Origin of the sequence: Limnothrix sp. PR1529 (genome assembly GCF_002742025.1) — a bacterium.
Lineage (GTDB): Bacteria > Cyanobacteriota > Cyanobacteriia > CACIAM-69d > CACIAM-69d > CACIAM-69d.
The window spans coordinates 36,090-58,337 of sequence record NZ_LIRO01000062.1; the positions used below are offsets into that span (position 1 = coordinate 36,090).

Below are 22,248 nucleotides of genomic sequence, written 5' to 3' on the forward strand. Positions count from 1 at the left end.
AATGAGGCGCGAATGATTGGATCATTGCGTGGTCAGGTTTTAGCCCTTCAGGTGCAGGGCAATCGGGCGATCGGGCTGTTGGATGTGGCTCAGGTGGGCTATGAAGTGCAACTGTTGCCCCGATCGACCATGGAATGGATGATTGGCGAAACGGTACAGGTTTTCACCCATTTGCAACTGCGAGACGATCGATGGTTGCTGTTTGGGTTTGCCACGGTGGCGGAGCGGGATTTGTTTCGTCAACTGATTGCCGTGAATGGTGTGGGGCCACAGTTGGCGATCGCCCTGCTCGATCGCCTGGAATTACCGGTGCTGATCCAAGCGATTGTCAGCGGCAACGCCAACCTGCTGGCAAAAACCCCCGGCATTGGCCCCAAAACCGCCGGCCGAATCGCCCTAGAACTAAAGACCAAGTTGGCGGAATGGCGCGATCAGTCGGGTCTGTCCACCACGCCCGCGGCCGGGCCGGTGGGGCTGGTGCGGGAAGATGTGGAAATGACCCTTCTGGCTTTGGGCTACAGCGATCGGGAAGTGACCCAAGCCCTGGAGGCCGTGGGCCAGCAAACCGCCCTCAGCAAGGAAGGCGATCCAGAGCGGTGGATTCGCGAGGCGATCGCCTGGCTGAGTCAATCGGCCCTTTGAGGTATTTGAGGCGATCGGGTAGCGCGATCGGGTGGCGCGATCGGGGAATTCAGTCATCCTGCCGTCCAAATTGCCCCCCATTGGCAACCAGTTGATCAACCCATCCACAGAAGCTAGGTTGGAGCAAGTCTCCCCGATCGGGCAGATTTTCACTCTCCCTCAGCCCCCCCATGAGCCATTCCGTCACCTACCTGGAGCTGTCAGAAGCCGACGGCGGATCCCATAAGTTCTATGAAGTCACGGTGCAAGACACCACCGTCAGCATCCGCTACGGCCGAATCGGGGATTCTGGACGGCTGCAAACCCAGGACTATCCCACCCCCGAAAAAGCCCAGGCCGCTGCCCAAAAAAAGATTCAAGAAAAACTGCGCAAGGGCTATGAACCCGCCGTGCAGGGGGGCCGGCCCAAACGTTCCGTCACGCGCCGCCAGGTCACCAGCAGCCGTTCCACCGCCCGATCGGCCCCCGTGCTGTGGCAATTCAACTCCGGAGCCGCCGCCTTTGGCATTTTCATCGGCCCCACCGCCTGTTGGGTGGGCAATCAATCGGGCCAAGTGTTTGCCCTTGACCTGGCAGGCCAAGTTCTCAATCAATTTCAGCTACCCGACGGCGTGAAATGTTTGGTAGCTGATGATTTATGGTTCTATGCCGGTTGCGATGACGGCAATGTCTATGACTTGTCGGGAAAACTGCCACGACTGGCCTATGAAATTGAAGAAAACATCGACATTTATTGGCTCGATATCTATGACGGATGGCTAGGCGTTTCCGATCAAAATGGTCAGGTGGCGCTGTTTCACCCGGAAGATGAAGAGCGCAATTGGACTAGGCTTTCCACAGGCCAAGCCGGTTGGATGGTGCGTTGTGATGACCAAGGCATCTACCACGGCCACAGCAATGGCATCACCTGCTATGACTTTTTGGAAGGGCGCGTGCAATGGCAACAACCCACCAAAGGCTCTGTGCTATTTGGTTGGCAAGGGCGCTCCACGGTTTATGCAGGCACGAGCAGTAAATTGGTTTATGAATTCAGCAAGCAGGGCGAATTATTAACCCAATGCCAGTGCGATTCAGCGGTTTATTCTTGTGCGGCTGATGCGGCGGGGCAATATATTTTTGCGGGGGATAATTGCTCGTCAATTTATTGTTTCGATCGCACCGGAACGCGGCTTTGGAAGTTAGCGAGCGGCTGCGGATCGGCCCTGTCCATGCAATGGCACGATCACCGGTTATATTTGGTGACGACCAATGGCTATTTGGCTTGTTTGGATGTGAGTCCCGAGGCGATCGAGGCGGCCCAGCAGGGGCAAATCCCCGCGCCGGCTGAAATTCTTGCACCCCAAGGGGAAGGCACGGCGGTTTCGGATGTGGTGGAACGGGTCAGCAGTCCCGGCGAAGGCATCGTGGTGCAATGTGTGCGCGATCGGGACAAGTTGCGAGTGCGAGTTTTGTCCCCTGGTTACCATGCCGATTGGAATGTGCAGTTTCCCCGCAATGTGCGCGAAGAGGGCGCTAAGTATGTGGTGAGCGAGTTGCGGGAATCGGCCCGGGGACAGTTTTATCGCGTTTGCGGGGAAATTAAGCGGCTGGTGGACTAGGATCCGTAGCCTCATGCCCCAAGTTCCTGCTCTGTCGCTGCAAATGGGAGCCGCAATCGAGCCAGCCATAACTTAAGGGACGATCGAGCCTTGGATCCAGAGTTCAAAAAATTCGCCCAATGATGGCCGCATGTTCTGATCTTGGATCGCTCGATCGCCCCTCAAAGGTCAATCTAATTAGCAATGCTGAGAGACGGAGAAAGTCCCTAGGCTTCGACAGCAGCAGCAGCGGGATAAACGCTGACCTTTTTGCCGCTCTTGCCGCGACGCTCGAAGGTCACCACACCATCCACCAAGGCGAACAGGGTGTCATCGTTGCCGCGACCCACATTGTTGCCGGGGTGGAACTGAGTGCCCCGTTGACGCACCAGGATGTTTCCAGCGCGGACGATTTGACCGCCGTAGCGCTTCACACCCAAGCGCTTGGAATTAGAGTCGCGACCGTTACGAGTACTACCTGTCCCTTTTTTATGAGCCATGACGAGCTACCTCTAAAAACTTCGGTTGAATTTCGCTACTGTGGGGGCTGCCACTCGATCGCGCCTTGGCCCATGCAACCACCAGCGGGCTGATGGAGATGAACCAAAGCAATTCCCGATCGATTTATTCCGCCGCAACGGTCTTGCCACCGTAGGTGATCGACTCAATCACCAAACGGGTCAATTCTTGGCGATGACCTTGCTTTTTGCGGGTTTTCTTTTTGGGGCGCATCTTATAAACAATAATCTTCCGGCCGCGGAAGTGGCGCAGCACTTTGGCGGTGACGGTGGCCCCTTCGAGGGTGGGTGCGCCGATGTCGATCGTTTCGCCGTCGCGAACCAACAGAACGCGATCGAGCGTAACGGTTTCGTCTACTTCTGCGAACACGCGGTTCACGTCATAGAAACGACCCGGTTCGACACAAAGTTGTGTGCCGCTGGTTTCAACAATTGCGTAGGCCATGGAAGTTCCGAAAATGAGGGTTGCCGTACGGGTAGCTGGCGCGGAGGCTGGCTTTTGCTCGACCCGATCCGAGCAAGATTGCAACGCGACGCGATCGCAGCCGTTTCAAACAAGCGGGGCGATCGGGGGTCGCTAGGTCGTCGTTGGCTGACTAAGCGCCGACTTACCATCATCCCCAAGGCTTGGTGTTCTGTCAACTGCCATTGAATCTGATAGCCATCTTGATTGTGGCCGTTTGGTGATGGCCATTTTGGGCGATCGGCCAATCTCAATTACCCAACCCAATTACCCAACCCAATTACCCAACCCAATTACCCAATCCAATTACCCAACTCGTGACCCAACTCATGAGACCTAATTCATGATCTGACTAATTCATGATTGAAAATGCCCCGCTCATGAACTAATCCAGGAACTCATCGTCCTTATCCCGATTTTCCAGCGCCGGCCTTGATCGATGCTTCAGCGTTTCTCGCATTAGGATCTCCATTAGCATTGCGTCCGATCCACCCTCGATCGCTCCCTCCCCACTAGGCTCCCCAAGCAAGCGCCCAACGGATTTTGAATCATCGCTGGCTGGTTAAATTTGGGAAACTTGCGCAACCCGGCTCCCGAGGAGAACTGGTCGGGTCAATTATTGTGGTGGCGATCGCCTACGGACTCGCGGCCTATGTGGCCGTGTCCCTGCCGGGGTTGCACCAAATTGGCACGGCGGTTTGGCCCTCGGCCGGCATTGCCCAAGCGGCCCTGATGTTGGGCGGCTTTCGGCTGTGGCCGGCGATCGCCCTCGGCATCAATTTCTATGACCTGATCCACTCAGGAATCACCATTCCCCTGTTGGGACTGTTTGGCTGCACGGGCGCAACGGTTCAGGCTGTCCTTGGGGTGTGGCTGTTTCGGCGGCTGGGGGGCAGCAATGTGTTCGATCGCGTGTCGAATGTGCTGAAGTTTTTGGTCAGCGGCGTGCTGATTGCCCCCCAAATTAATTGCACCTGCGGTGTGCTGGCCCTGTGCTTAACCGGCAACTTGCCTTGGTCGGAGTTTGCGACGGTGCGTTGGGGCTGGTTTTTGGGCGATGCCATGGGGATATTGGTCTTTGTGCCGCTGATTTTGATGGTGGCCCAACTCCAGCAACAAGATTGGCAACGGATCACCCGCCTGCGCCGACACAAAAGCACGCGCCGATCGCTCCTGCGCACCCTTTGGCTCGGGCTATTACTCGGCAGTAGCGGCATTGTCTTTTGGGCCCAAACGGAGGCGGATATTGCTCGCTATCCTTTGGAATATTTGCCCTTTCCCCTGGTGGTGTGGGCGGGGATGCAGTTTGGGCCAAGGGCCGCAGCGGTGGGGTCATTTCTGATTTCAGCGATCGCGATCGGGGGCACGGCCTTTGGGATGGGCCCCTTTGTGGCCAAAGCCAGCAGCACCCAACAGGCGGTGCTGTTTTTGCAGGCCTTTTTGGGCGTAATCACGATTACTTCGATGGTGCTGTCGGCGGCGGAATCCGAGCGCTCCCGATCGGCGCGATCGCTCGCGGCCCTCAACCGTGAACTAGAGCAGCGCGTGGCCCGCCGCACGGCTGAACTGGCGGCCCAGACCGATCGCATCAACGACCTGTTGCACAACATCTTGCCCGCTGGCGTGGCGGAACAACTGGCCAGCGGCTCCCAAACCGTGGCGGAAACCTTCAACGATGTGACCGTTTTGTTTGCGGATCTCGTGGATTTCACCAGCTTTGCCGCCCAGCACCCGCCTACGGTGGTGGTGCAATTCCTGAATGATGTGTTTTGCACCTTTGATGATCTGGTGGAGCAATACGGCCTGGAAAAAATCAAGACGATCGGGGATGCCTACATGGTGGTGGGCGGTGTGCCCAAGCCCCGATCGAACAGCGCCTTTGCGATCGCCCATTTAGCCCTGGCCATGCAACAGGCGATCGGGCAATATCGCAAGCCCGATGGAAGTCCCTTTCGGTTGCGAATTGGCATCCACAGCGGCAGCGCCGTAGCCGGGGTGATTGGGATGAAAAAGCTGGTCTATGACCTCTGGGGCGACACGGTGAATGTGGCCAGCCGGATGGAAACCCTGGGGCAGCCGGGGCGAATTCAAGTGAGCCAAGCGGCCTTCGATCGCCTGCACAGCTATTTCCACTTGGAGCAACGGGGCACAATTGCTGTGAAGGGCAAAGGCGAAATGATCACCTATTGGTTAATCGGTGAACTCAGCAGCCACCAAGATTCAGATCCTGGTTTGCATCTACATCCCCCGTCATGAGCTACTGCTTAAACTCCCGTTGCACGGCCCCCGAAAATGACGATCATGCAGCGAACTGTGCTGCCTGTGGCCGACCGCTGCGGCTGGGCGATCGCTACTTGCCCCAATCCCCGATCGGACGCGGTGGATTTGGCTACACCTTTCTGGCCAAAGACCTAACCCAGCCCGATCGCCCGCCCTGCGTGATCAAACAGTTGGTGGGTTCCTTTGCGCAAGATCCCAAGGCCCGTCGCCTGTTCACCAGCGAGGCCCGACTGCTGGCCGACTTGGGATCCCATCCCCAAATTCCTCAGTTTTTGGACTTTGTGGAAGCCGACCAAACCATTTATTTAATGCAGGAATGGATCGAAGGGCCCACCCTAAATCGCGAAGCCCTGGGCGGGCCTTGGTCAGCCAGCAAAGTCGAAGCCCTGCTGCGGGATGTGTTGCCAATTTTGCAATTCGTGCACGATCGCGGCGTGGTACACCGGGACATCAAGCCCAGCAACTTCATTCGCCGCCTGAGCGATCAGCGGATGGTGCTGATCGACTTCGGCATCGCCAAGGTGATTGATCCCTATTGGTGGGACAAAACCGGCACGGTGATTGGCTCCCCGGAATATATCGCCCCGGAGCAACTGGCCGGCAAAGCTCTGCCCGCCAGCGATCTCTATAGCTTGGGTGTTACCTGCTTGCGGTTGCTAACGGGGGTGTCGCCCTTCATGCTGCGCGACAGCACCAGCGATGCTTGGGTTTGGCGAGATTTTTTGCCCCCAAGGGTCACGATCCCGCCCCGATTGGGGACGGTGCTCGATCGCGCCGTTACCCGAGCCACCGGCCAGCGCTACGCCACCGCCGCCGACATGTTGGCCGCCTTGGATCGATCGCCCCAACCAGCGCCAACCCCCGAAAAGCAACGAGCACGAGTCGATCGCCCCGCCGCATCCCCCAACGACCAACCCACCATCACCACCTTTCCCCTACGACGGCCTAGCAACGAAGTGCCCACCCAAACCGGCTTGGGCAGCAGCAACCAGCCGCCCTTTCGCCCCTTGCCCAGCCTGTCCGCGCCCCAACCCCCTTGGCTAAATCGGTTGTTGCCATCCCGACTGATCAAAACTCCCCTGTGCGATCGGGGCGTGGTGGTGTCCGTGGCGGGCCTCGATTACCACCCCCTAGAGCGGCTCTTAGCCACCGGGGAATGGCAACAGGCCGACGAACTAACCCGCCAACTGCTCTGTCAGCAACTGGACGGGCGACGGCGTTTTGTGCAAGTGGGTGACATTCCCCGCCTCAGCCGGCCCGATTTGCTGGCGATCGACCTGCTGTGGATGCACTACAGCCACGGCCGCTTTGGGCTGATGATCCAAAGCCGCCTGATCCTTCAAAGCCGGGACTATAACCAGTTTTGCCAGACAGTGGGTTGGCCCGGCAGCCGCTCCGACACCCGAGACGAAACCTTTCAGTTTCGAGCCGATGCCCCGATCGGGCATTTGCCTTCCCGCAACTGGGTGGGCGGCCCCCGATGGTGGAACCATGCCCAAACCCTGGCCGATTACTTAATCCGTTGACGATCCATTGGCACTGGCCGCTCATCACTTGGCCACTAATCACTTGGCCATTAGCTACTTAGCCATGAGCAACATTGTGCTAAATCGCTGGATGTCAATTGGGTTGGGTATGGCTCTGATTCACAACTTCAAAATCAACGAAATCCTAGTTCAGCGTTGCGGCCCCAAAGGTGGCATTGAACTGTTGGCACCAAATGGCCACGGATTGGTATTGCGCCAAATTGAGATTGTTGGGGATCACGTAACGTTGGGAACCGGAGGTTTTTTGCAACGCACTCAACACCACGTATTGGCCTTCCGTTAGTTGCATTCCCGGTCGGGCAGATCGATGCAACACCACCCTCAGAGCTGGGCCGCTGTCACTGCGGAAGTTATTGCCAAATTCCAGAATTTTCTGAGAGCCTTCCATCACGATTCGGGCTGTGCCTTGGGTGGGATGCTCCAGGGCCATGAAGTTGCCGGACTTGAGCACCCTGGTTGACTGTTTGGGCAGGGTGACGCGGCTTTGCTGGGCTAGGGTGGCAGAGGGGGTTTGTGCAACGGCCATGGCAGCAACCGGGGCGATCGCGCTCATAGCCAAAACCAACGCTACAACAGTCCGTTTCATAACCATTCAGTCCTTGGAACCTAAAGATTGGGTGACACTGAGAAACCTGGCGTGGCGACAGCAAGGCAGCACCCCTGAGGAATCCACAGGGTCTCTACACAACAAGGTTTGAGGCGATCGCGCTGGTTGGAGTTGCTGGGTTGCCTGTCCACATTTACCAAGGTAGGCGGGCAAGATGAGTCCCAGATGAGTGGGAAATGAGGCGCGACGATCGGGTCGATCGGGTTGCTAATTGCTCTGCAAATTCCCCAATTCTCAACGTTGCCAGCCCATACCCATCGCGGTCTCAAGCCTCAAACCTTCAGAAACCAGCCCCGGCGATAGAACCCATACATGGCCAACCACCACAGCAGCACCATCGCGATCGCAAACAACAGCGAGCCGCTCATGGGGCCCGCCCAGGAAGCGAACAGGGTTTGATAGAGCCATTGGTAGGTGCTGGGGGCATCGGGGCCGCTGCCAATGTGGGTGCGATTCAGCAGCCGACCCACCAACCCGGAACCCACAAAAGCCGTGATTGCGTTCATCCCAAAAATTTCAAAGGGGCGGCTAATGCCGTGGGCGCGCCGGATTTCCGTGAGGGCATAGCACCCTGCGAGCAAGACGATCGACCAACCGGCGGCATAGAGCGCATAGGAACTGGTCCAAAGTTGCTTATTCAGCGGTAGCGCCAAATCCCAGAGCCGACCCAGGGCGATCGCCCCTACGCCGGCCCCCGTCAAGCGCCAGGCGGTGAGGGCTTTGATGGGCTGGGTTTTCAGCCACTGCACCGCCCAATAGCCCGCTAGGGTAGACCCGATCGCGGGGAGGGTGCTCAACAGTCCTTCCGGGTCAAAGGCCACGGTTTGTTGATTCAGGGTGAGTTGGTAAAGATGACTTGCGCCGAGCAGGGTTCGATCGACCCAACCGACGATCGAACCATCGGGCGTGAGCGGCGTGGTGCTCAACAGGGCCCAATAGCCCAACCACAGGCCCGCCACGGCGATCGCTTGGGCCCGTCGAGAGCAGTGCAAAACCAGGAGCGCCGAAGCACCATAGGCCAAGGCAATTCGCTGCAAAACACCCAAAATTCGCCATTTTTCCCAGAGGAGCGGGGCCCCTTCAAACCAAGTCCGCATCAACAGTGTGGAGGCATTCAGGGCTAAGCCTAAGCCAAATAAAATCAGCACCCGTTGCAGCAATTTGCGATGGATTTGCTGCTGTTGGGGGCGATCGAGTGGGGCCTTTTCCGCCACGCGCCCCAAGGAGAAGGCCATGGCTCCCCCAACCACGAACAAAAACAGCGGAAAGACCAAATCTGTGGGCGTGAAGCCGTGCCACTCGGCGTGGAGCAGGGGGGGATAAACCTGGGCCCAACTGCCCGGATTGTTCACCAAGATCATGGCTGCGATCGCCAGGCCCCGCAGCAGGTCTAAGCACCGAAACCTTGGGGGTTTGGTAGGTTCGGCGGGCAAAGGGCGATCGACCGTCATGGCAAAACCGGTGGGCAATCAACCGGCGCAAACAACTGAAAGCAAGAATACAAATTTGCGATGCCAGCTTGCGATACTGGCTTGCGATACTGGCTTGCGATAGGCGCTAGGGGCGATTCGTCTGCAACGGGTCAGCCACTGAAAGCCGGGTGCTAGTCTGGACGGGGGGAAGGGGCGATCGGGTTCGGTTGAGTTTTCATTCCGCCATCCCAATTTGCCAGCTCTCGATTCCAATCCCGATTTACATCCCGATTCAGACCTCAACTCCAGTCCCGACCCGCGTGCAAACCCGTGTCCTAACCTGATTCCTGACCTATGAGCGAATTGCAAGACTCTGACCGTTTCACCCTGGCCGCGGGCGATCGGGTGCGGCTTGTGGCCCTGCCGCCCTACGTCAAAACGGCGGAACCCATGCCCATGTTGCGGCCGCCGTCGGTTTTGACGATCGGGGACTTGGGAACGGTGTTGGGTTGCCGGCCCGGAAACTGTTGGGCCATTCGGTTTGCCAATGGGGCTTATCTGCTGACGGCGCAATATCTAGAACGGGTGCAGACTCCGTGAATGCTGAACCCCAATTCCTGAAGTCAATTTGCTAAGTCCTCTGAATTTTCTGATCCAATTGAGCTAGAGCAGAGACCATATGGGTGTCAGGGCGATCTATCCGGGGAGTTTTGACCCCATCACCTTGGGGCATTTGGATATCATTGAGCGAGGCTGCCAACTGTTCGATCAGGTGATTGTGGCGGTGTTGCGCAATCCCAATAAACAACCCCTGTTCGAGGTGGCCCAACGGATTGAACTGATTGAGCGATCGACCAGCCATTTAAGCAATGTTAAGGTCGATACCTTCAATGGTTTGACGGTGGAGTACGCTCGACAACAAAAGGCAACCGTATTATTACGGGGATTGCGCGTGTTGTCGGATTTTGAGTACGAGCTGCAAATGGCCCATACCAACAAGACGCTCTCCGAGGCGATCGAGACCGTCTTTTTGGCAACGCGCAATGAGTATAGTTTTTTGAGTAGTAGCTTGGTGAAAGAGATCGCCCGCTTTGGTGGCCCGGTCGATCGCCTCGTTCCCGATCCTGTTGTTGCGGAGATTCAGCGATGTTTTCCTCAGATGCCTCTGGTTTCGCCCCCCAGCCCGTAGCGGATTCGGCAGCTTCGGCGGCGGAACCAGCAGCGAATGAGACGCAATCGGCGGCGAATTCCCAGGGACGATCGAGCGGTTTTGATGTGCAACGGGCCCTCGATCGGCTCGAAGAAATTGTGCTGGACAGTCCCCGCATTCCCTTCGGGCGACGCACCTTGGTGGATGAGGAAGTGTTGCTGGACCAACTGGATTCGGTGCGGCTGAATTTGCCCGCCGCCTTCCGGGAGGCCGAGGCGATCGTGCGGCAACGGGAGCAAATTCTCTTTGAAGCCCAGCAGCAGGCCAAAGACATCATCGAAGGGGCCAAACAGCAGGCCGCCCGCGCCATTTCTGAAACGGAGTTGGTGCGCCATGCCCAACTGGAGGCGGACTCCATTCGGCAGCAAGTGGAAGAAGAATGCCAGGCCGCACGCGATCGGCTGCTGAATGAATTAGACCAAACGCGCCAGGCCGCCGCCGCTGAGTTGGAAGAAATGCGGCGGGCCGCCATTTCGGAATGCGAAGCCATCCAAGATGGGGCCGATGATTATGCCGATCGGGTCTTGGGCAGCATTGAGCGGCAACTGGGCGACATGCTGCGGGTCATTCGCAACGGTCGCCAACAGTTACAGCAAGAAGCCGATCGCGCCATGGGCAAGTTGGGCAAATAGCCAAAACCTGTGCGGAGTTGCCCCTAATTGCTCAGTTCAATTACTTAGCTCAATTACTCAGCTTAATTGCTCAATTCGCCATCTTCCAAGTGGGCCACCCGATCGGCAATATCCATAATTCGGGGATCGTGGGTCACAATCACGATCGTGCTGCCATCTTCCTTGGCCAAACTCCGCAACAGTTCCATCACCCCATGACCATTGCGGGAGTCCAACGCGGCCGTTGGTTCATCGGCCAAAATCAGCGGCGGATGGCCCGCCAAGGCCCGGGCGATCGCCACCCGTTGTTTTTCCCCACCCGACATCACCTTGGGCAGATGATCCGCTCGATGGCTCAAGGCCACGCGATCGAGCAACTTTCGCGCCATCTTCTTGGCCTGGGGGCCGCGAATGCCCTTTAAATTCAGGGCCACTTCCACGTTTTCCGCCGCCGACAGAGCCGGAAACAGATTGAACCCCTGAAACACAAATCCAATATTTTGGAGCCGGAAATGAGCCAACTGCTTTGGAGCCAACTGGGTAATTGCCTGGCCCAGCAGATCCACATGGCCGCTGGTGGGGGTCAAAATGCCCGCCAAAATTGACAGCAGCGTGGTTTTGCCCGACCCCGACGGCCCCATCAGCAATTGAATGTCCCCCCGCTTCACCCGCAGGCTCACATCCTTCAGCACATGGATGGCTTCATCGCCACCGCTGTAGCGCATGTCAACATGCCGCGCGTCGATCGCCCAAGTACAATCGCCTTTGCCCTCATGGCAGCGATCGCGACGGATCAGGGGTGGCGACACCGGAGCGGTTAAAGCGGGCGCAGTCGTGAAATTGGTAGACGCGGTCATGGGGGAAACGGCTGGTTTAAGGATGGGAGATGATACCGATTCGATCGAGGTGGGTGGTGGGGGTAGAGCTTAGTGTAAGCGGTTAACCGACCTGGCCGAGGTGACTAATCGATCAGTTCTTGGCGATCGGGAACAGGAGGCCCGTTAACCACTTCATTAATTGTCTATAGCTCTCCATTTTAGAATTGTCTATTTTCAAGGTTGCCCAGGATTGGGGGAAATTTTGGGAATTCGCGACTCCAGGCGATCGATATTCCCAGTTTCGGCCAAGGGGATCCGTTTATTTCCGTCCATGACAGACAATTTCAGAAGCGGCTACAAAAATAGCCCAATGGGAAAAGCAAGCCGAAAACAGGTCAAAAATCACTCACAGGCGACTCAAAAGCAACGTTAATCAAAACATAGAGTGATCCTCAATTGCCGGAAGATATGAAATAAATGACTAAGATGATGATCAACAAAACAATCAGAGAAAGCATTTTATTGCAAGAAAGAAACGAGAAAATATAGAAGTAATATTAAAGCAATCTTAAGCTGATTTTCAAGAAATGAGAAAACGATAATGAAGCAAAGATTGGGTAATGGGGCGATCGATTAGTTTCTAATTGACTTTTTAATTTTTTAATTGATCTGTCTTGATTGACTCAAGAATGCTGATTGATATGAATTGCAAATCATTAAAACCACAAACAACCACGAATGACCGAGTAGCAACCCATGCAAAACCGATTCATGATTAATGAATCACTCATGAATGGCTAAGGATGGGGCACACTGGGGCGCACACTGATTGATCGCATCTTAGCGCAATCGCCGGGTCATGATGGCTCTTTCTAGGCCTTGAAAACCACGGCGGGGTCAATGCGATTAACCTTTTGAATGGCAAACAGGGCCGAACTGACACACATCACCACCGTCACACCAAAGGTCAAAAAGGCGCTGAGGGGCGTAATGGCGATGACGACACCGGCTGTGGTGGCAAATTGCGCCACGCCCAAACAAAGGCCCATGCCGGGTAAATATCCCAAGACGGCCATCCAAAGGGACTGCTCAACAATAATGCCGCGCAAAACCCAACTGGAAGCGCCCATGGCCTTAAGGGTGGCGAATTCGCGGACGCGCTCGCTGGCGGAGGCGTAAAGAATTTGGCCCACGATCGCGATGCCCACGATCGCCCCGACGATCGCCCCAAGGGTCAAGATAAACCCCACGCCCGTTCGATCGCGCCAGTAGGTTTGCGAGAGGCGGGACAATTCCGCGCGGGTGAAGGCTCGGGAGTCTGGCAAGGCCGCTTCAATGCGGCGCTGGAGGTCTGGGATCGAGCTGCCCGGCTTGGCCCGCACCAAAATAAAGTTCACCGGGTCGGATGCATTGAGCGATCGAGGTGGCACGGGGCGATCGGCTCCGGTGGGCTTGGGGCTGATCCGATTCACACAATCCAGTCCCCCATCGGGCTGCACACTACAGGTCAGCCGCGATTCTCGCCCAGCACTCAGCAGGCTGTTGGCCGAAACGGCAGACATAAACAAAAACGGGCTGAACACGATCGATTGCAGCCCCTGGCCCACCGCGCCCACTTGCAATGGGGTGGAACCCACCATGCCCCGATCGCCCACCCGCGACAGCCCCAACTTCCGAAGATTCGTTACGTCGGTGATCGCTCGGTAGGGTTGTTGAACTTCGGTTGCTCGGCCTTGGGTCAGGTTCCAAGGTTGAAATAACACCCCATCCGGCTGATAGCCCAAGGTAATCACTGACTCAATCCGATTGCTGGGGGCGCGCCACAGCACTTTGCCAAAAATCAGCGGCTCCGCCCGTTCCACCCCCGCCAACCGCTGGACACGGCTCAGATGGTCAAAGGACAGGGGCAGGGTCAGTTCCAAATGCACCAAGTCCTTGGACGTGACCCAAATATCGGCCTTGGAGCGATCGACCAGCAGCGATGTGGATTCTGTGAAGCCGCGAAACACGCCCGTTTGGATCGTCACCAGGCTCACGGCAAACAGAATTCCCGCTTGGGCCACCAACAGGCGCGGAATATCTTCAAATAGGTTTTTACGGGCGATCGAGGGCATAGACCACCTAAAAAAGAATCGCCAAGCAGTTCATCAGACCGAGCAATCAGTGCCGTCAGAATCGAGAGATGCACGCCAATGACCAGAGCGGATAAGCTAGGTGTTCTAGTCAGTTTTTTGTATTGCAGTTTTGACGGTTCATCGACAGCAGATGCGTCCCAAATTAACAGATTTAAACGATTGGTATCGGGCTGAGTTACTGATGCAGCCAGCCTTCCTGCGAACGATCGACAACATTCGCAAGCAACTGGAATCTTCCGGCTGGAAAGGAACCTACGAAGAATTTCCCGTCTTTCCCTACGGCACGTCTGAAGAAATCCAAACCCGTGTCACCCTCTTGCAGCAGGAACTAACCACCGCCAGCGGCGAACGGGCGGCGGAAATTACGGCGGCGTTGGATGACTTGCCGCAACCCTATCCGGGCTATTGGTTCACCCTGGAGCACGATGGCCAGTCCACGCGCGTTGACGTGTGGGAACTGTGCTACAGCATTTGCTTCCGCGACTACCAAGCCCTCAGCACCCTCAGTGCGGGCGATGAGGTGATGGTCACCATTGATTTGGATTTGATTGGGGAGGATGGGGATGTGGACTGGCATCGGCTGGATGAAAAAGCCCAGCGGGTGGTAGCGCAAGTGTTCGATCGCCTAGCAAACATCATCAACTAGCGCTCTCCACTAGCACCCTCCGCTAGTACCTTGTTCGTGGGCTGAATGGGGTGGCAGGTTCCGCTGGCCCTAGCGCAACGAATTGAGGTCGATCGCCCCCACGCCGCCCCGTTGAATTTGGCGCAAAATAATTCCAAACTGCCACCAAACCGTCAGCGCTCCGCCCACCGCCACCGGCACGGAAAGTTTATAGGACAGGTCGATCGGGAACGCGAAGCACTGCAACGTGGCCGCCAAAAAAAAGCCAGCCCCGCCGGCCATCCCCACAAACGGGAGCCACAACTCAGGCCCTTTCATGGCCGCCGGATCCCGATCGGGTGACTTGAGCCAAACTCGCCCCTGTTCGCGCAAACTTTTCGCAAAGGCCAACCCCGACAGCGCTCCCGCCGCAACCCCGGCCGCCAACAACACGTAGGGCGATCCGCCGCTGGTGTAATCCATTGTTTCTATTAATGACGTTCAAAGCTTATATTCCAAGGCGTTTATTCTATCGTCTCTATTGCCAATGTAGACTAGATGTGAACGATGGGTGTTATCTCCAACCGAATGGGTTCAGGCTCACGGAACCCAACCCAACCAGCATGGCCCCACAGACCACAATTCTCGCAATTCTCAACGTTGCCAGTGGTCGCGGTGGGGGGTAACTTTGTGCTTGTCTGCGTCTAGGAAGTTTTGGCCCCCAGCCGATCGCACCGCAGCTACGGTGATTGGCTCCAGGGGGTTAATCAAAAGAAAGTTACCGTTGACTAACAGGGGGGAAACGGGAAATTTTCTAAATTCATCGAAAAATTCATCGAATTCAACAAATTCACCGATCGCCCGTGAGGATTCGTATCTGTGAGTTGCCCAATGAGTCATTCAATGACAACATTGCCTGTCATGACGACCTCCATTATTCCGGTCATTAGCTTGCCCGCCGGGCCCCTGGCCCAGGCCCCAACCACCCCGGCTCCTGCTAATAATTTGTGGCTCATGAGCAGTGGCGCTTTGGCAGTGTTGCTGGTCGCTGGTGGTGTTTATTTCAAGCTAGAAACAGACAAGCTCCACAAGAGAATTCGTGCAGAAGAATTCCGAGTTCGTGAACTCAAAAAACGCCTTGACTTAGCCCTCAAAAGCATTCACAAGATGGAAGCAAATCCCGATCTTGTGAATTCTCGTGAGTTCAACTTGGATTACTTGCGAATGCGGATGCAGGAGGAGATCTTCCACTTCGCGATCGTGAATCAGATCAAGATGAAGATCAAAACCATGGTGTCCGTGGCCCTGCGGCCGACCCAACAACAGGCCGGCACTCAAAACAACGCACAGACCAACCAAGGCCGCCAAGTGGATCAGCTCTTTGATGTGGAGTATGAAACTTGCACCGATGGCGTGAAGCGGGTGAAGCGGGTGTTGTTTCGAGTGCAGGTGCGCATCACCAAATTGCCCACCCAGCCCACTTCCCGGACGATCGAGGAAATCATCAACTGCCTGGAGCGCTACCTCAGTTTGGCGGATGATGATGACGATCGGTGGCAACCGACGATCCAGGGGCGCATCGTCACCATCAGTTGGGATCAAAAGGCCAAACCCACGCCGCTGCTGGTGTTGGAGCAGTCCGGTGAGGGCATGAATGTTACCCTCAAGACGCGGCGTGCGGCCGGTGCGGCTAAGTAGGCGGGTTGCTGTGTTTTGGTTCTGCGCAACCGATGAGAGTCTATGGCGGTTGATTTAGGGGCGGCTGATTTGAGGGCGGCTGATTTGAGGGCGGTTGAATCGGGAGCGGTTTATTTGGGGTTTGATCCGGGCAGCGCCAAATGTGGATTGGCGGTGCTGCGATCGAGTGGCGAGATTTTGGCCCATGAAGTGGTGCGATCGGACGGGGCGATCGAGCAATTGCGCCAATGGCAGCAACAATACCAAGCCACGGCCATCATTATGGGTGACCAAACCACTTCCAAGGCCTGGGTCAGCCGTCTGGAACAGGGTTGGCCCGATGCCCCCCCGATCCAACGGGTTGATGAACGCTACAGCACCCTAGCCGCGCGCGATCGCTACTGGGAACTCTATCCGCCTCGGGGTTGGCGAAAGTTGCTGCCTCGGGGCCTGCGCCAGCCGCCCCGCCCGGTGGATGATATTGCGGCGATCGTTTTGGTGGAGCGGTTTTTAGCGAATAGCTCTCCCAAGAACTGAATTTCCCAGAGAAATTTCACAGAGAAAATTCCACAGAGAAATTCCGCCGGGTGCATTCAGCCTGCTCAAAGCTCTGGGCTAAATCCCGCGCGGCAGATGTTGGACGGCACGCTTGGCGCGATCGGACACGGGCCAACGCCACACATCTTCAAAGAGCCAAACCAAATTGTGCTGGGTGGTTTCGCTGAGGGCAATGATCCAGTTGTCCACGGCTGCTTGGGTGCTGGTGGCATCGGGGCGATCGCGCACGGCGGCCCACAACCGCTTAGCAAAGGTGGGATCGTTGGGACTGTAGCGATCGCGCACTTCCAGCAGCATGGCCGCCCACAATTCCGGCGCACCAATGCAAATTCCCCGCTCGGAACAGAGGGGGTTTTTGGGAGCTTGACCCGATCGCAGGGTGTTGTGCCAATTCAAAGTGCGATCGGCTTGATAGCGCCATAGGAGCGATCGCAAATCCTGACGATAGATTTCAAACGGCGTGCCATACACCGATCCCGGCTCAATTTGCAGCACGTCCAACACTTCCAAACGCATAAAAGCCGCAAACCCGGTGCGTACCGTAACGCTAGCATCAGCTCCCTGATATTCCAGTTTTTTGGCATAGGATTTCAGCCAAAAATTACGCCCCAATTCATAAATGGGCAGGGTCTCAAACTCACCGGTTTTCTGATAGTTGCTGTAAAGATCTTGGAAATAAGGAGCTTTTACCTCAATGCCGGTGCTGGAGATATAACCACAGCCACCGCCACAGGTTTTAGGAACAATGGCCACCGTTCCCAATTGATCGCGAATGGTGGGGCCGTAGGGGGTGGGTTTGCCGGCCACGGCTTCGGCATAGAAATCATAGGCGCGATCGACCAGTTCAATCAGGGGTTGCAATCGTTCCGGCTCCCAAGTTCCCTCCGGCAACAGCCACACCAAATTGCGGCCACGATAGGGATATAACTGCAACTCGGTTCGATCGAACGCCACGTAGGGAATGGGAGCCGGCCGGGCCGGTTGGGATGGCTCGATCGCCCCGGCCGCCCCGGCCGCCAACCACAGCAACCCCGCCCCCAGACAACCCAACCAAACCCGCCGGACTGATCCCCGCCGAGGACTAAGCCCGCCGAATCCAGCCATTGAGCGTGAACCGGCCATGGTCAAATTGGCGCGACGGACAAACAACGGGCAGCACTTCATGTTTACAGCGACTATCAAAAAAGACAATCCGATTATTCAGCGGTTCAATGGTCTCGAAGCGATCGGACGCGGTTACCATGGGCCCGCTGATATCCGTTTCATACATTCGCAATTCACCACCCGAAAACCGCTTCGGTTCCTGATAGAAATAGTAAACATAGGTCAGGACGCGCGTGGCCGTTTCCGGACTGCCTGAATCGTTGTGAATTTTATAAAAACAGCCATCATTGTGGGCCGTTAGCTGCATCTCCACTTGTCCCGGCTCAAAGCCAGGCATTCCCAATTGCTGCACAACCGTTGGTAATAGACCAATTAACCGTTGGCGCAAGAGTTCGTAGAGATCTGGATAGAGCGTGGCATACAAAATACTGGAGCGACGGTAATCGCTGGCATTGGTTGTGGTTTTGGAACCAACGAATTGATCGGCCTTATTCAAGGCCGTGCTGAGGGCAAATTGATGCTCTTCATGGCTCAGAAAGTTGTCAATTTCTAAAACCGTTGGCTCCAAAATTTGGTCATTGCGAGCCGCTGAAGGAGCAGTTGCAACGGGGTAGGCCAGAGACTGACGTTGGGTGGTGGCGGCACTGTCTGAATGGGGTCGATCGAGGCCGATGGCGGGCTGGCCCTTGGAAGCGGATCGCAATCTTGCGTCCAGTGGCGATGCTGACCGCGATTCCGGGCCCGGGTTCGTCAGACGTTGGGTCAGTTGCGGCAATTCCCAACCATCGGTGTTGAGACCTTCGATCGGGTCGGTTCCATGGGCCAATTCCAAAACTCGCAGGGCCACCAAGGTTCGATCGCGCAATGACAGTTCAGGAGAGTCCAGCGCTTCATTGAGGGTGCTCACTGCTCGATCGAGCAGGCCCTGCATTTCGTCTGATTGAGTCACCGTTTATGGGGGGCGTTAGGTTGCCAGAGGTTTATCCAGGAATCAACCATCGGCGTTGATTCCTGTGGATTCCTTCCGTCTTATCAGATCGATCGGGAATCTGAGAACTGATTGCGGCGGCCATCTTAATTCCCTGGAGGAAAAGCCATGGCGATCAATCTTGTCCAGACTTCTAGCCAGATTTCTAGCCAGATTTCTAACCAAATTTCTGGCCATGCTCCTAAGTGGAAGGAAGGGCCCGCAACCGTTCATCTAAATAACTACGATCGGCCACACTGTGAAACAGGGGCCCCCGATCGCTCATTTCCACCACATTCAACCCCGCCACTGGCAACGAGAAGCGATCGCGATAGCGACCCACATCAATGCCCATCAGCACACAAAGCAAAATCCGAATCGTTGCCTTATGGGACACCAACAGCACTGAACCCGTGGGGTGACGACGCTCAATTTCGTCCAAAACCAATGAAGCTCGGCGGGCAATGTCCACACCCCGCTCGCCTCCCGTGGGCGCATTCCAAGCCGGATCCGTCAGCCACCGCACATAGTCATCGTGATAGATTCGATCGACCTCGCGGGGGTGCAACCCTTCCCACTTCCCGTAGGCAATTTCCCTTAGCCCATCTCGCAACTGCATATTCAGCCCCGTCATTTCGCACAGAGGCGTTGCAGTCTGGATCGCGCGGCGCAGCGGACTGGTGTAGATGGCTGTCCACTCAAGGGAGGCATAGGCGATCGCGAACTTCTCAGCCATTTCATGCCCCTCGGGCGTGAGGCCGGGATCATTTTCAGGCGTGCCGCAATAACCACCGGATGCACTGTAGGCCGTCTGAGCATGACGCAAGAAGAAGAGCTTAAGAGCCATGGTGGAGTTCGATCGACATGGAGCTTCAATGGTTCAATCCTAGATTCAATCCTAGGACTGAAAAGGAGTAGTGGAAAAATTAGACGGTCTCCATGAAGGCACTTGTCAGACATCTGCTCGGATCAGTTCAATCCGGAGATAAGCTAAATCCGGCAATTTAGGGCCAATCAACAGCGCTATGGCTAACGATCGAATCTTGAAGTCTGGCCCAGGATGGCGATTGGGCTGGCAGCCTTCGGCCACGAAATTTTCGGGATTGGTGGGCAGTGATGATTGGGCTGTGGAGCTGACGGAGCCGGAGTTAACCGACTTTTGCCGACTGCTCGATCGCCTGGTGGATTCAGTGCGGGCGATCGCCGATGAGTTGATGCCCGAGGAAAAAATTGCTTGCGAGGTGGAGAGCGATCGGCTCTGGCTGGGGGCCGAGGGCTACGCAGATGCTTTTGGGGTGCGGTTTGTGTTGCTGTCGGGGCGGGGCGCTGAAGGGGGATGGCCGCCGGAAGCGGTGGATGGGTTGGTGCAGGCTGCCCGCACGATCGGGCTGTTTTAGCGCCCTTTCTCAACGCCATCTCTCAACGCGATTCCCGAACATCATGCCTCACCAGAACGCCACGACGCTGAACGGTAGCTCAATGTTCAGCGTCGATCGCGCCCTTGGGTGGCGGGAGTTGAGATTGAAGGCGCAACAGTTCGATCGGCATTCCATCCGGATCTGCAATGAATGCCACCTCATAGACCCGATCGCCAATCATTTGCTGGCAAGGGGCCAACAACAGGGGCAGGGGTTGCGGAGCCAAGCGATCGCCCATCAGACGCAACCAATCCGGCAGCGTTTCTGGGCGATCGGGCGATTGGGCCAAATCTAGCGACAAATGGTAGTAGCCCACATAATGCTCATTGCCAAAGGGATCGGGCGGCGATTGGGGTTCCGGCACTTGCAGCAGCTCAATCCGTCCCCCCCAACCTTCCATCCAACAGGCCAGAGTCATGCCCGCCGTGAACCGTTCGGCCATCCCAAACCCGATCGCCTCATAAAACGCGATCGCCCGGTGAATATCCGCCGTTTTTAAGGAAACATGGTGCATTGCGCCGCTACCGACCCCCCTTGGGCTACTCAAACAGCCGGAAATAGGGATAGCGCACCGGCACACCCGGTTCCTTGTCCAACACAAAATTAATCACATCCCAACAGGGATCCGCCGCTTCCGTGGCGCTGAATTCCACCGGCAAGCCATAAAGCCGCGGCCGACCGTCGGAACTGGGATTGCGCGGGTTTGCCCGATCGAGATAGGACGCAATGAGGGTTTGGTAACGATGGGCAACGGTTACCTTCGTGGCCCGGAAGCCTTGGGTATAGAGCCGATCGAGCGCTTCATGAATTTCAAAGCGAATGCCGTCGGGGTGCGTGTGCTGGCGATACCATTCACCTTCCCACTGCCGCCAATGGCGACTGGATTGCAAATGCACCAGTTCTTTGGTGTTGGGGTCGGCTTCAAAGGCCCCATGCCGGGGGCAAAGGTACGTGTCCGTAAGGGTCAGGGCCGGGATCGGCTGCCGACAATGGGGACACAAAATTTCTGGGCCAAAGATGGGATATTGCAACGTCGGATTCAGCATGGGTTCGATCGAAACCTCGTGCAGGACGGCGGTGGGAGCGGGGGTTCGATCGCGGGCCGTCGCCTCGCTACCCTATTATAGCGATGGCATTTTGGCGGTCTGGGCAAAACCAACGCTTCTTGAAATATTTGTCACGTTTATGTCACGTCTAGAGGCAACAGGGGCGATCGCCCATCCTATTTTGGGCACACCGGACATCGCGGCTGCGGCCTTTATCGCTCCCAACGCCACCATTATCGGCCGGGTCACCCTGGCCGCCGGAGCCAACATTTGGTATGGCGCGGTGCTGCGGGGGGATGTGGAGCGAATTGACATTGGCGAAAACACCAATGTCCAAGATGGCGCAGTGATCCATGGCGACCCGGGCCAGCCCACAATTCTTGAGGCCGATGTGACCGTGGGCCACCGGGCCATCATCCACTCCGCCCACATTGAACGGGGCTGCACGATCGGGATGGGAGCCATCATTCTCAACGGTGTGCGTGTGGGTGCGGGTAGCATCGTAGGGGCTGGGGCCGTGGTGACTAAAGAGGTACCACCCCGATCGCTTGTGGTCGGAATTCCGGGCAAGGTCGTCCGATCGCTCAGCGATCAGGAAGTGGCGGAACAAATTGAACATGCGGCCCGCTACGTGAAGTTGGCCCTGGTGCATGGCGGCCAGGGCACGGATCTGGGTTTTCACGGGGCGCACTAGGTAACTCGGCCTACCCCAATGCCCGCCAGTGACCCAGTTCCCAGGATTCCGATCGACTGGTCGCGTTCGGGAGGCCCCAAATGCCCGACAATGGCATTTAATTAAATTGGCTCGCCTGTTTTTAGAACTGTTACGGGAGATCAAGATATGGATTGGCGCGTTTTGGTTGTGGTGTCTCCGCTGCTGCTGGCTGCTGGCTGGGCTGTTTTCAACATTGGTAAGGCAGCTCTCGAGCAATTGCGTCGTCAGCTAGACAGCTAGGTTCGTAGTAAACTCTGGCGGTTTTGTCGCGATCGCCCACAATCGATACCCAATCGCAGAATAGTAGGGGCGCTTTGATGGCGCTCCTACTTGTTTTTG

At 56.5% G+C, this 22,248-nt stretch carries 25 protein-coding genes; 13 read left to right on the top strand and 12 right to left on the bottom strand.

The window, feature by feature from the left end; translation table 11 throughout:
* The first annotated feature begins 12 nt into the window (after positions 1 to 12).
* Both ruvA and AMR42_RS09605 read left to right on the top strand, forming a co-directional pair.
* On the top strand, positions 13 to 642 hold the full coding sequence (gene ruvA, locus AMR42_RS09600) for a Holliday junction branch migration protein RuvA (RefSeq protein ID WP_099533227.1): 630 nt from the start codon (positions 13 to 15) through the stop codon (positions 640 to 642).
* Between the two features lie 170 nt (positions 643 to 812).
* Complete coding sequence (locus AMR42_RS09605) at positions 813 to 2,240, top strand: WGR domain-containing protein (RefSeq protein WP_099533228.1); 1,428 nt, start codon at positions 813 to 815, stop codon at positions 2,238 to 2,240.
* A gap of 206 nt (positions 2,241 to 2,446) precedes the next feature.
* On the opposite strand, the gene rpmA is transcribed toward AMR42_RS09605, so the two are convergent.
* Positions 2,447 to 2,719 carry a 50S ribosomal protein L27 gene (gene rpmA, locus AMR42_RS09610; RefSeq protein ID WP_099533229.1) on the bottom strand — a complete coding sequence of 91 codons (273 nt, stop codon included), beginning with the start codon at positions 2,717 to 2,719 and terminating at the stop codon, positions 2,447 to 2,449.
* Between the two features lie 124 nt (positions 2,720 to 2,843).
* Complete coding sequence (gene rplU / locus AMR42_RS09615; protein ID WP_099533282.1) at positions 2,844 to 3,182, bottom strand: 50S ribosomal protein L21; 339 nt, start codon at positions 3,180 to 3,182, stop codon at positions 2,844 to 2,846.
* A 561-nt stretch (positions 3,183 to 3,743) separates the two neighbouring features.
* Between rplU and AMR42_RS21120 the strand changes: the two genes are divergently transcribed.
* Together AMR42_RS21120 and AMR42_RS09625 are read left to right on the top strand one after the other, a co-directional pair.
* On the top strand, positions 3,744 to 5,456 hold the full coding sequence (locus AMR42_RS21120) for an adenylate/guanylate cyclase domain-containing protein (protein WP_099533230.1): 1,713 nt from the start codon (positions 3,744 to 3,746) through the stop codon (positions 5,454 to 5,456).
* Positions 5,453 to 7,006: a serine/threonine-protein kinase gene (locus AMR42_RS09625; RefSeq protein ID WP_099533231.1), complete on the top strand. Its 1,554-nt coding sequence runs from the start codon at positions 5,453 to 5,455 to the stop codon at positions 7,004 to 7,006. Before AMR42_RS21120 ends, AMR42_RS09625 begins: the two co-directional genes overlap by 4 nt.
* A 145-nt stretch (positions 7,007 to 7,151) precedes the next feature.
* On the opposite strand, the gene AMR42_RS09630 is transcribed toward AMR42_RS09625, so the two are convergent.
* The gene (locus tag AMR42_RS09630; protein ID WP_099533232.1) at positions 7,152 to 7,613 is read right to left on the bottom strand and encodes a DM13 domain-containing protein; all 462 of its coding nucleotides are present in this window, start codon (positions 7,611 to 7,613) and stop codon (positions 7,152 to 7,154) included.
* A 293-nt stretch (positions 7,614 to 7,906) separates the two neighbouring features.
* Complete coding sequence (locus AMR42_RS09635) at positions 7,907 to 9,085, bottom strand: acyltransferase family protein (protein ID WP_099533233.1); 1,179 nt, start codon at positions 9,083 to 9,085, stop codon at positions 7,907 to 7,909.
* A gap of 315 nt (positions 9,086 to 9,400) precedes the next feature.
* On the opposite strand from AMR42_RS09635, the gene sipA reads away from it, so the two are divergent.
* The 3 genes from sipA (at position 9,401) to AMR42_RS09650 (ending at position 10,888) form a co-directional block, all read left to right on the top strand.
* Entirely contained in the window at positions 9,401 to 9,646 is a 246-nt protein-coding gene (gene sipA / locus AMR42_RS09640) for a regulatory protein SipA (protein WP_099533234.1), read from the top strand.
* Positions 9,647 to 9,725: 79 nt separating this feature from the next.
* Entirely contained in the window at positions 9,726 to 10,235 is a 510-nt protein-coding gene (gene coaD / locus AMR42_RS09645; RefSeq protein ID WP_099533235.1) for a pantetheine-phosphate adenylyltransferase, read from the top strand.
* Entirely contained in the window at positions 10,193 to 10,888 is a 696-nt protein-coding gene (locus tag AMR42_RS09650; protein WP_234406927.1) for a hypothetical protein, read from the top strand. Before coaD ends, AMR42_RS09650 begins: the two co-directional genes overlap by 43 nt.
* Positions 10,889 to 10,950: 62 nt before the next feature.
* On the opposite strand, the gene AMR42_RS09655 is transcribed toward AMR42_RS09650, so the two are convergent.
* Both AMR42_RS09655 and AMR42_RS09660 read right to left on the bottom strand, forming a co-directional pair.
* The gene (locus AMR42_RS09655) at positions 10,951 to 11,592 is read right to left on the bottom strand and encodes an ABC transporter ATP-binding protein (protein WP_368670732.1); all 642 of its coding nucleotides are present in this window, start codon (positions 11,590 to 11,592) and stop codon (positions 10,951 to 10,953) included.
* Between the two features lie 965 nt (positions 11,593 to 12,557).
* On the bottom strand, positions 12,558 to 13,799 hold the full coding sequence (locus AMR42_RS09660; RefSeq protein WP_099533237.1) for an FtsX-like permease family protein: 1,242 nt from the start codon (positions 13,797 to 13,799) through the stop codon (positions 12,558 to 12,560).
* A 151-nt stretch (positions 13,800 to 13,950) separates the two neighbouring features.
* On the opposite strand from AMR42_RS09660, the gene AMR42_RS09665 reads away from it, so the two are divergent.
* On the top strand, positions 13,951 to 14,466 hold the full coding sequence (locus AMR42_RS09665; protein WP_099533238.1) for a hypothetical protein: 516 nt from the start codon (positions 13,951 to 13,953) through the stop codon (positions 14,464 to 14,466).
* A 69-nt stretch (positions 14,467 to 14,535) separates the two neighbouring features.
* Here the strand turns inward: AMR42_RS09665 and AMR42_RS09670 are convergent, their stop codons facing one another.
* Positions 14,536 to 14,907 carry a hypothetical protein gene (locus AMR42_RS09670; protein WP_099533239.1) on the bottom strand — a complete coding sequence of 124 codons (372 nt, stop codon included), beginning with the start codon at positions 14,905 to 14,907 and terminating at the stop codon, positions 14,536 to 14,538.
* Between the two features lie 438 nt (positions 14,908 to 15,345).
* On the opposite strand from AMR42_RS09670, the gene AMR42_RS09675 reads away from it, so the two are divergent.
* Complete coding sequence (locus AMR42_RS09675; protein ID WP_099533240.1) at positions 15,346 to 16,122, top strand: hypothetical protein; 777 nt, start codon at positions 15,346 to 15,348, stop codon at positions 16,120 to 16,122.
* Positions 16,123 to 16,164: 42 nt separating this feature from the next.
* Positions 16,165 to 16,638, top strand: coding sequence for a Holliday junction resolvase RuvX (ruvX, locus tag AMR42_RS09680; RefSeq protein ID WP_099533241.1), 474 nt, complete (start codon positions 16,165 to 16,167; stop codon positions 16,636 to 16,638).
* A 78-nt stretch (positions 16,639 to 16,716) separates the two neighbouring features.
* On the opposite strand, the gene AMR42_RS09685 is transcribed toward ruvX, so the two are convergent.
* From AMR42_RS09685 to AMR42_RS09695, 3 genes are all read right to left on the bottom strand, one after another.
* On the bottom strand, positions 16,717 to 17,763 hold the full coding sequence (locus tag AMR42_RS09685) for a hypothetical protein (RefSeq protein WP_099533242.1): 1,047 nt from the start codon (positions 17,761 to 17,763) through the stop codon (positions 16,717 to 16,719).
* A complete protein-coding gene (locus tag AMR42_RS09690; RefSeq protein WP_199858138.1) occupies positions 17,741 to 18,712 on the bottom strand; it encodes a 2OG-Fe(II) oxygenase in 972 nt (323 codons plus the stop codon). Before AMR42_RS09690 ends, AMR42_RS09685 begins: the two co-directional genes overlap by 23 nt.
* Before the next feature lie 220 nt (positions 18,713 to 18,932).
* The gene (locus AMR42_RS09695) at positions 18,933 to 19,577 is read right to left on the bottom strand and encodes a histidine phosphatase family protein (RefSeq protein WP_099533244.1); all 645 of its coding nucleotides are present in this window, start codon (positions 19,575 to 19,577) and stop codon (positions 18,933 to 18,935) included.
* Between the two features lie 178 nt (positions 19,578 to 19,755).
* Between AMR42_RS09695 and AMR42_RS09700 the strand changes: the two genes are divergently transcribed.
* Positions 19,756 to 20,127 carry a DUF1818 family protein gene (locus tag AMR42_RS09700; RefSeq protein WP_099533245.1) on the top strand — a complete coding sequence of 124 codons (372 nt, stop codon included), beginning with the start codon at positions 19,756 to 19,758 and terminating at the stop codon, positions 20,125 to 20,127.
* A 79-nt stretch (positions 20,128 to 20,206) separates the two neighbouring features.
* Here the strand turns inward: AMR42_RS09700 and AMR42_RS09705 are convergent, their stop codons facing one another.
* Both AMR42_RS09705 and AMR42_RS09710 read right to left on the bottom strand, forming a co-directional pair.
* A complete protein-coding gene (locus AMR42_RS09705; protein WP_099533246.1) occupies positions 20,207 to 20,662 on the bottom strand; it encodes a VOC family protein in 456 nt (151 codons plus the stop codon).
* 25 nt (positions 20,663 to 20,687) lie between these two features.
* Positions 20,688 to 21,194: a TIGR02652 family protein gene (locus AMR42_RS09710; protein ID WP_099533247.1), complete on the bottom strand. Its 507-nt coding sequence runs from the start codon at positions 21,192 to 21,194 to the stop codon at positions 20,688 to 20,690.
* 139 nt (positions 21,195 to 21,333) lie between these two features.
* Here AMR42_RS09710 and AMR42_RS09715 point away from each other — a divergent pair, with 139 nt between their 5' ends.
* Both AMR42_RS09715 and AMR42_RS09720 read left to right on the top strand, forming a co-directional pair.
* Positions 21,334 to 21,888: a gamma carbonic anhydrase family protein gene (locus tag AMR42_RS09715; protein WP_099533284.1), complete on the top strand. Its 555-nt coding sequence runs from the start codon at positions 21,334 to 21,336 to the stop codon at positions 21,886 to 21,888.
* A gap of 147 nt (positions 21,889 to 22,035) precedes the next feature.
* Complete coding sequence (locus AMR42_RS09720; RefSeq protein WP_099533248.1) at positions 22,036 to 22,149, top strand: photosystem II protein Y; 114 nt, start codon at positions 22,036 to 22,038, stop codon at positions 22,147 to 22,149.
* Positions 22,150 to 22,248: the final 99 nt, after the last annotated feature.

What these genes read in the sequence shown, in the direction of transcription:
- AMR42_RS09705 (WP_099533246.1), bottom strand. Translation starts at nt 20,662, where the DNA reads ATGCACCATGTTTCCTTAAAAACGGCGGATATTCACCGGGCGATCGCG.
- rplU (WP_099533282.1), bottom strand. Translation starts at nt 3,182, where the DNA reads ATGGCCTACGCAATTGTTGAAACCAGCGGCACACAACTTTGTGTCGAA.
- AMR42_RS09635 (WP_099533233.1), bottom strand. Translation starts at nt 9,085, where the DNA reads ATGACGGTCGATCGCCCTTTGCCCGCCGAACCTACCAAACCCCCAAGG.
- AMR42_RS09625 (WP_099533231.1), top strand. Translation starts at nt 5,453, where the DNA reads ATGAGCTACTGCTTAAACTCCCGTTGCACGGCCCCCGAAAATGACGAT.
- AMR42_RS09605 (WP_099533228.1), top strand. Translation starts at nt 813, where the DNA reads ATGAGCCATTCCGTCACCTACCTGGAGCTGTCAGAAGCCGACGGCGGA.
- AMR42_RS09655 (WP_368670732.1), bottom strand. Translation starts at nt 11,592, where the DNA reads ATGCGCTACAGCGGTGGCGATGAAGCCATCCATGTGCTGAAGGATGTG.
- AMR42_RS09700 (WP_099533245.1), top strand. Translation starts at nt 19,756, where the DNA reads ATGGCTAACGATCGAATCTTGAAGTCTGGCCCAGGATGGCGATTGGGC.
- coaD (WP_099533235.1), top strand. Translation starts at nt 9,726, where the DNA reads ATGGGTGTCAGGGCGATCTATCCGGGGAGTTTTGACCCCATCACCTTG.
- AMR42_RS09685 (WP_099533242.1), bottom strand. Translation starts at nt 17,763, where the DNA reads ATGGCTGGATTCGGCGGGCTTAGTCCTCGGCGGGGATCAGTCCGGCGG.
- AMR42_RS09695 (WP_099533244.1), bottom strand. Translation starts at nt 19,577, where the DNA reads ATGGCTCTTAAGCTCTTCTTCTTGCGTCATGCTCAGACGGCCTACAGT.
- AMR42_RS09670 (WP_099533239.1), bottom strand. Translation starts at nt 14,907, where the DNA reads ATGGATTACACCAGCGGCGGATCGCCCTACGTGTTGTTGGCGGCCGGG.
- AMR42_RS09665 (WP_099533238.1), top strand. Translation starts at nt 13,951, where the DNA reads ATGCGTCCCAAATTAACAGATTTAAACGATTGGTATCGGGCTGAGTTA.
- AMR42_RS09650 (WP_234406927.1), top strand. Translation starts at nt 10,193, where the DNA reads ATGTTTTCCTCAGATGCCTCTGGTTTCGCCCCCCAGCCCGTAGCGGAT.
- ruvA (WP_099533227.1), top strand. Translation starts at nt 13, where the DNA reads ATGATTGGATCATTGCGTGGTCAGGTTTTAGCCCTTCAGGTGCAGGGC.
- AMR42_RS09630 (WP_099533232.1), bottom strand. Translation starts at nt 7,613, where the DNA reads ATGAAACGGACTGTTGTAGCGTTGGTTTTGGCTATGAGCGCGATCGCC.
- AMR42_RS09715 (WP_099533284.1), top strand. Translation starts at nt 21,334, where the DNA reads ATGTCACGTCTAGAGGCAACAGGGGCGATCGCCCATCCTATTTTGGGC.
- ruvX (WP_099533241.1), top strand. Translation starts at nt 16,165, where the DNA reads ATGGCGGTTGATTTAGGGGCGGCTGATTTGAGGGCGGCTGATTTGAGG.
- rpmA (WP_099533229.1), bottom strand. Translation starts at nt 2,719, where the DNA reads ATGGCTCATAAAAAAGGGACAGGTAGTACTCGTAACGGTCGCGACTCT.
- AMR42_RS09720 (WP_099533248.1), top strand. Translation starts at nt 22,036, where the DNA reads ATGGATTGGCGCGTTTTGGTTGTGGTGTCTCCGCTGCTGCTGGCTGCT.
- AMR42_RS09660 (WP_099533237.1), bottom strand. Translation starts at nt 13,799, where the DNA reads ATGCCCTCGATCGCCCGTAAAAACCTATTTGAAGATATTCCGCGCCTG.
- AMR42_RS09710 (WP_099533247.1), bottom strand. Translation starts at nt 21,194, where the DNA reads ATGCTGAATCCGACGTTGCAATATCCCATCTTTGGCCCAGAAATTTTG.
- AMR42_RS09675 (WP_099533240.1), top strand. Translation starts at nt 15,346, where the DNA reads ATGACGACCTCCATTATTCCGGTCATTAGCTTGCCCGCCGGGCCCCTG.
- sipA (WP_099533234.1), top strand. Translation starts at nt 9,401, where the DNA reads ATGAGCGAATTGCAAGACTCTGACCGTTTCACCCTGGCCGCGGGCGAT.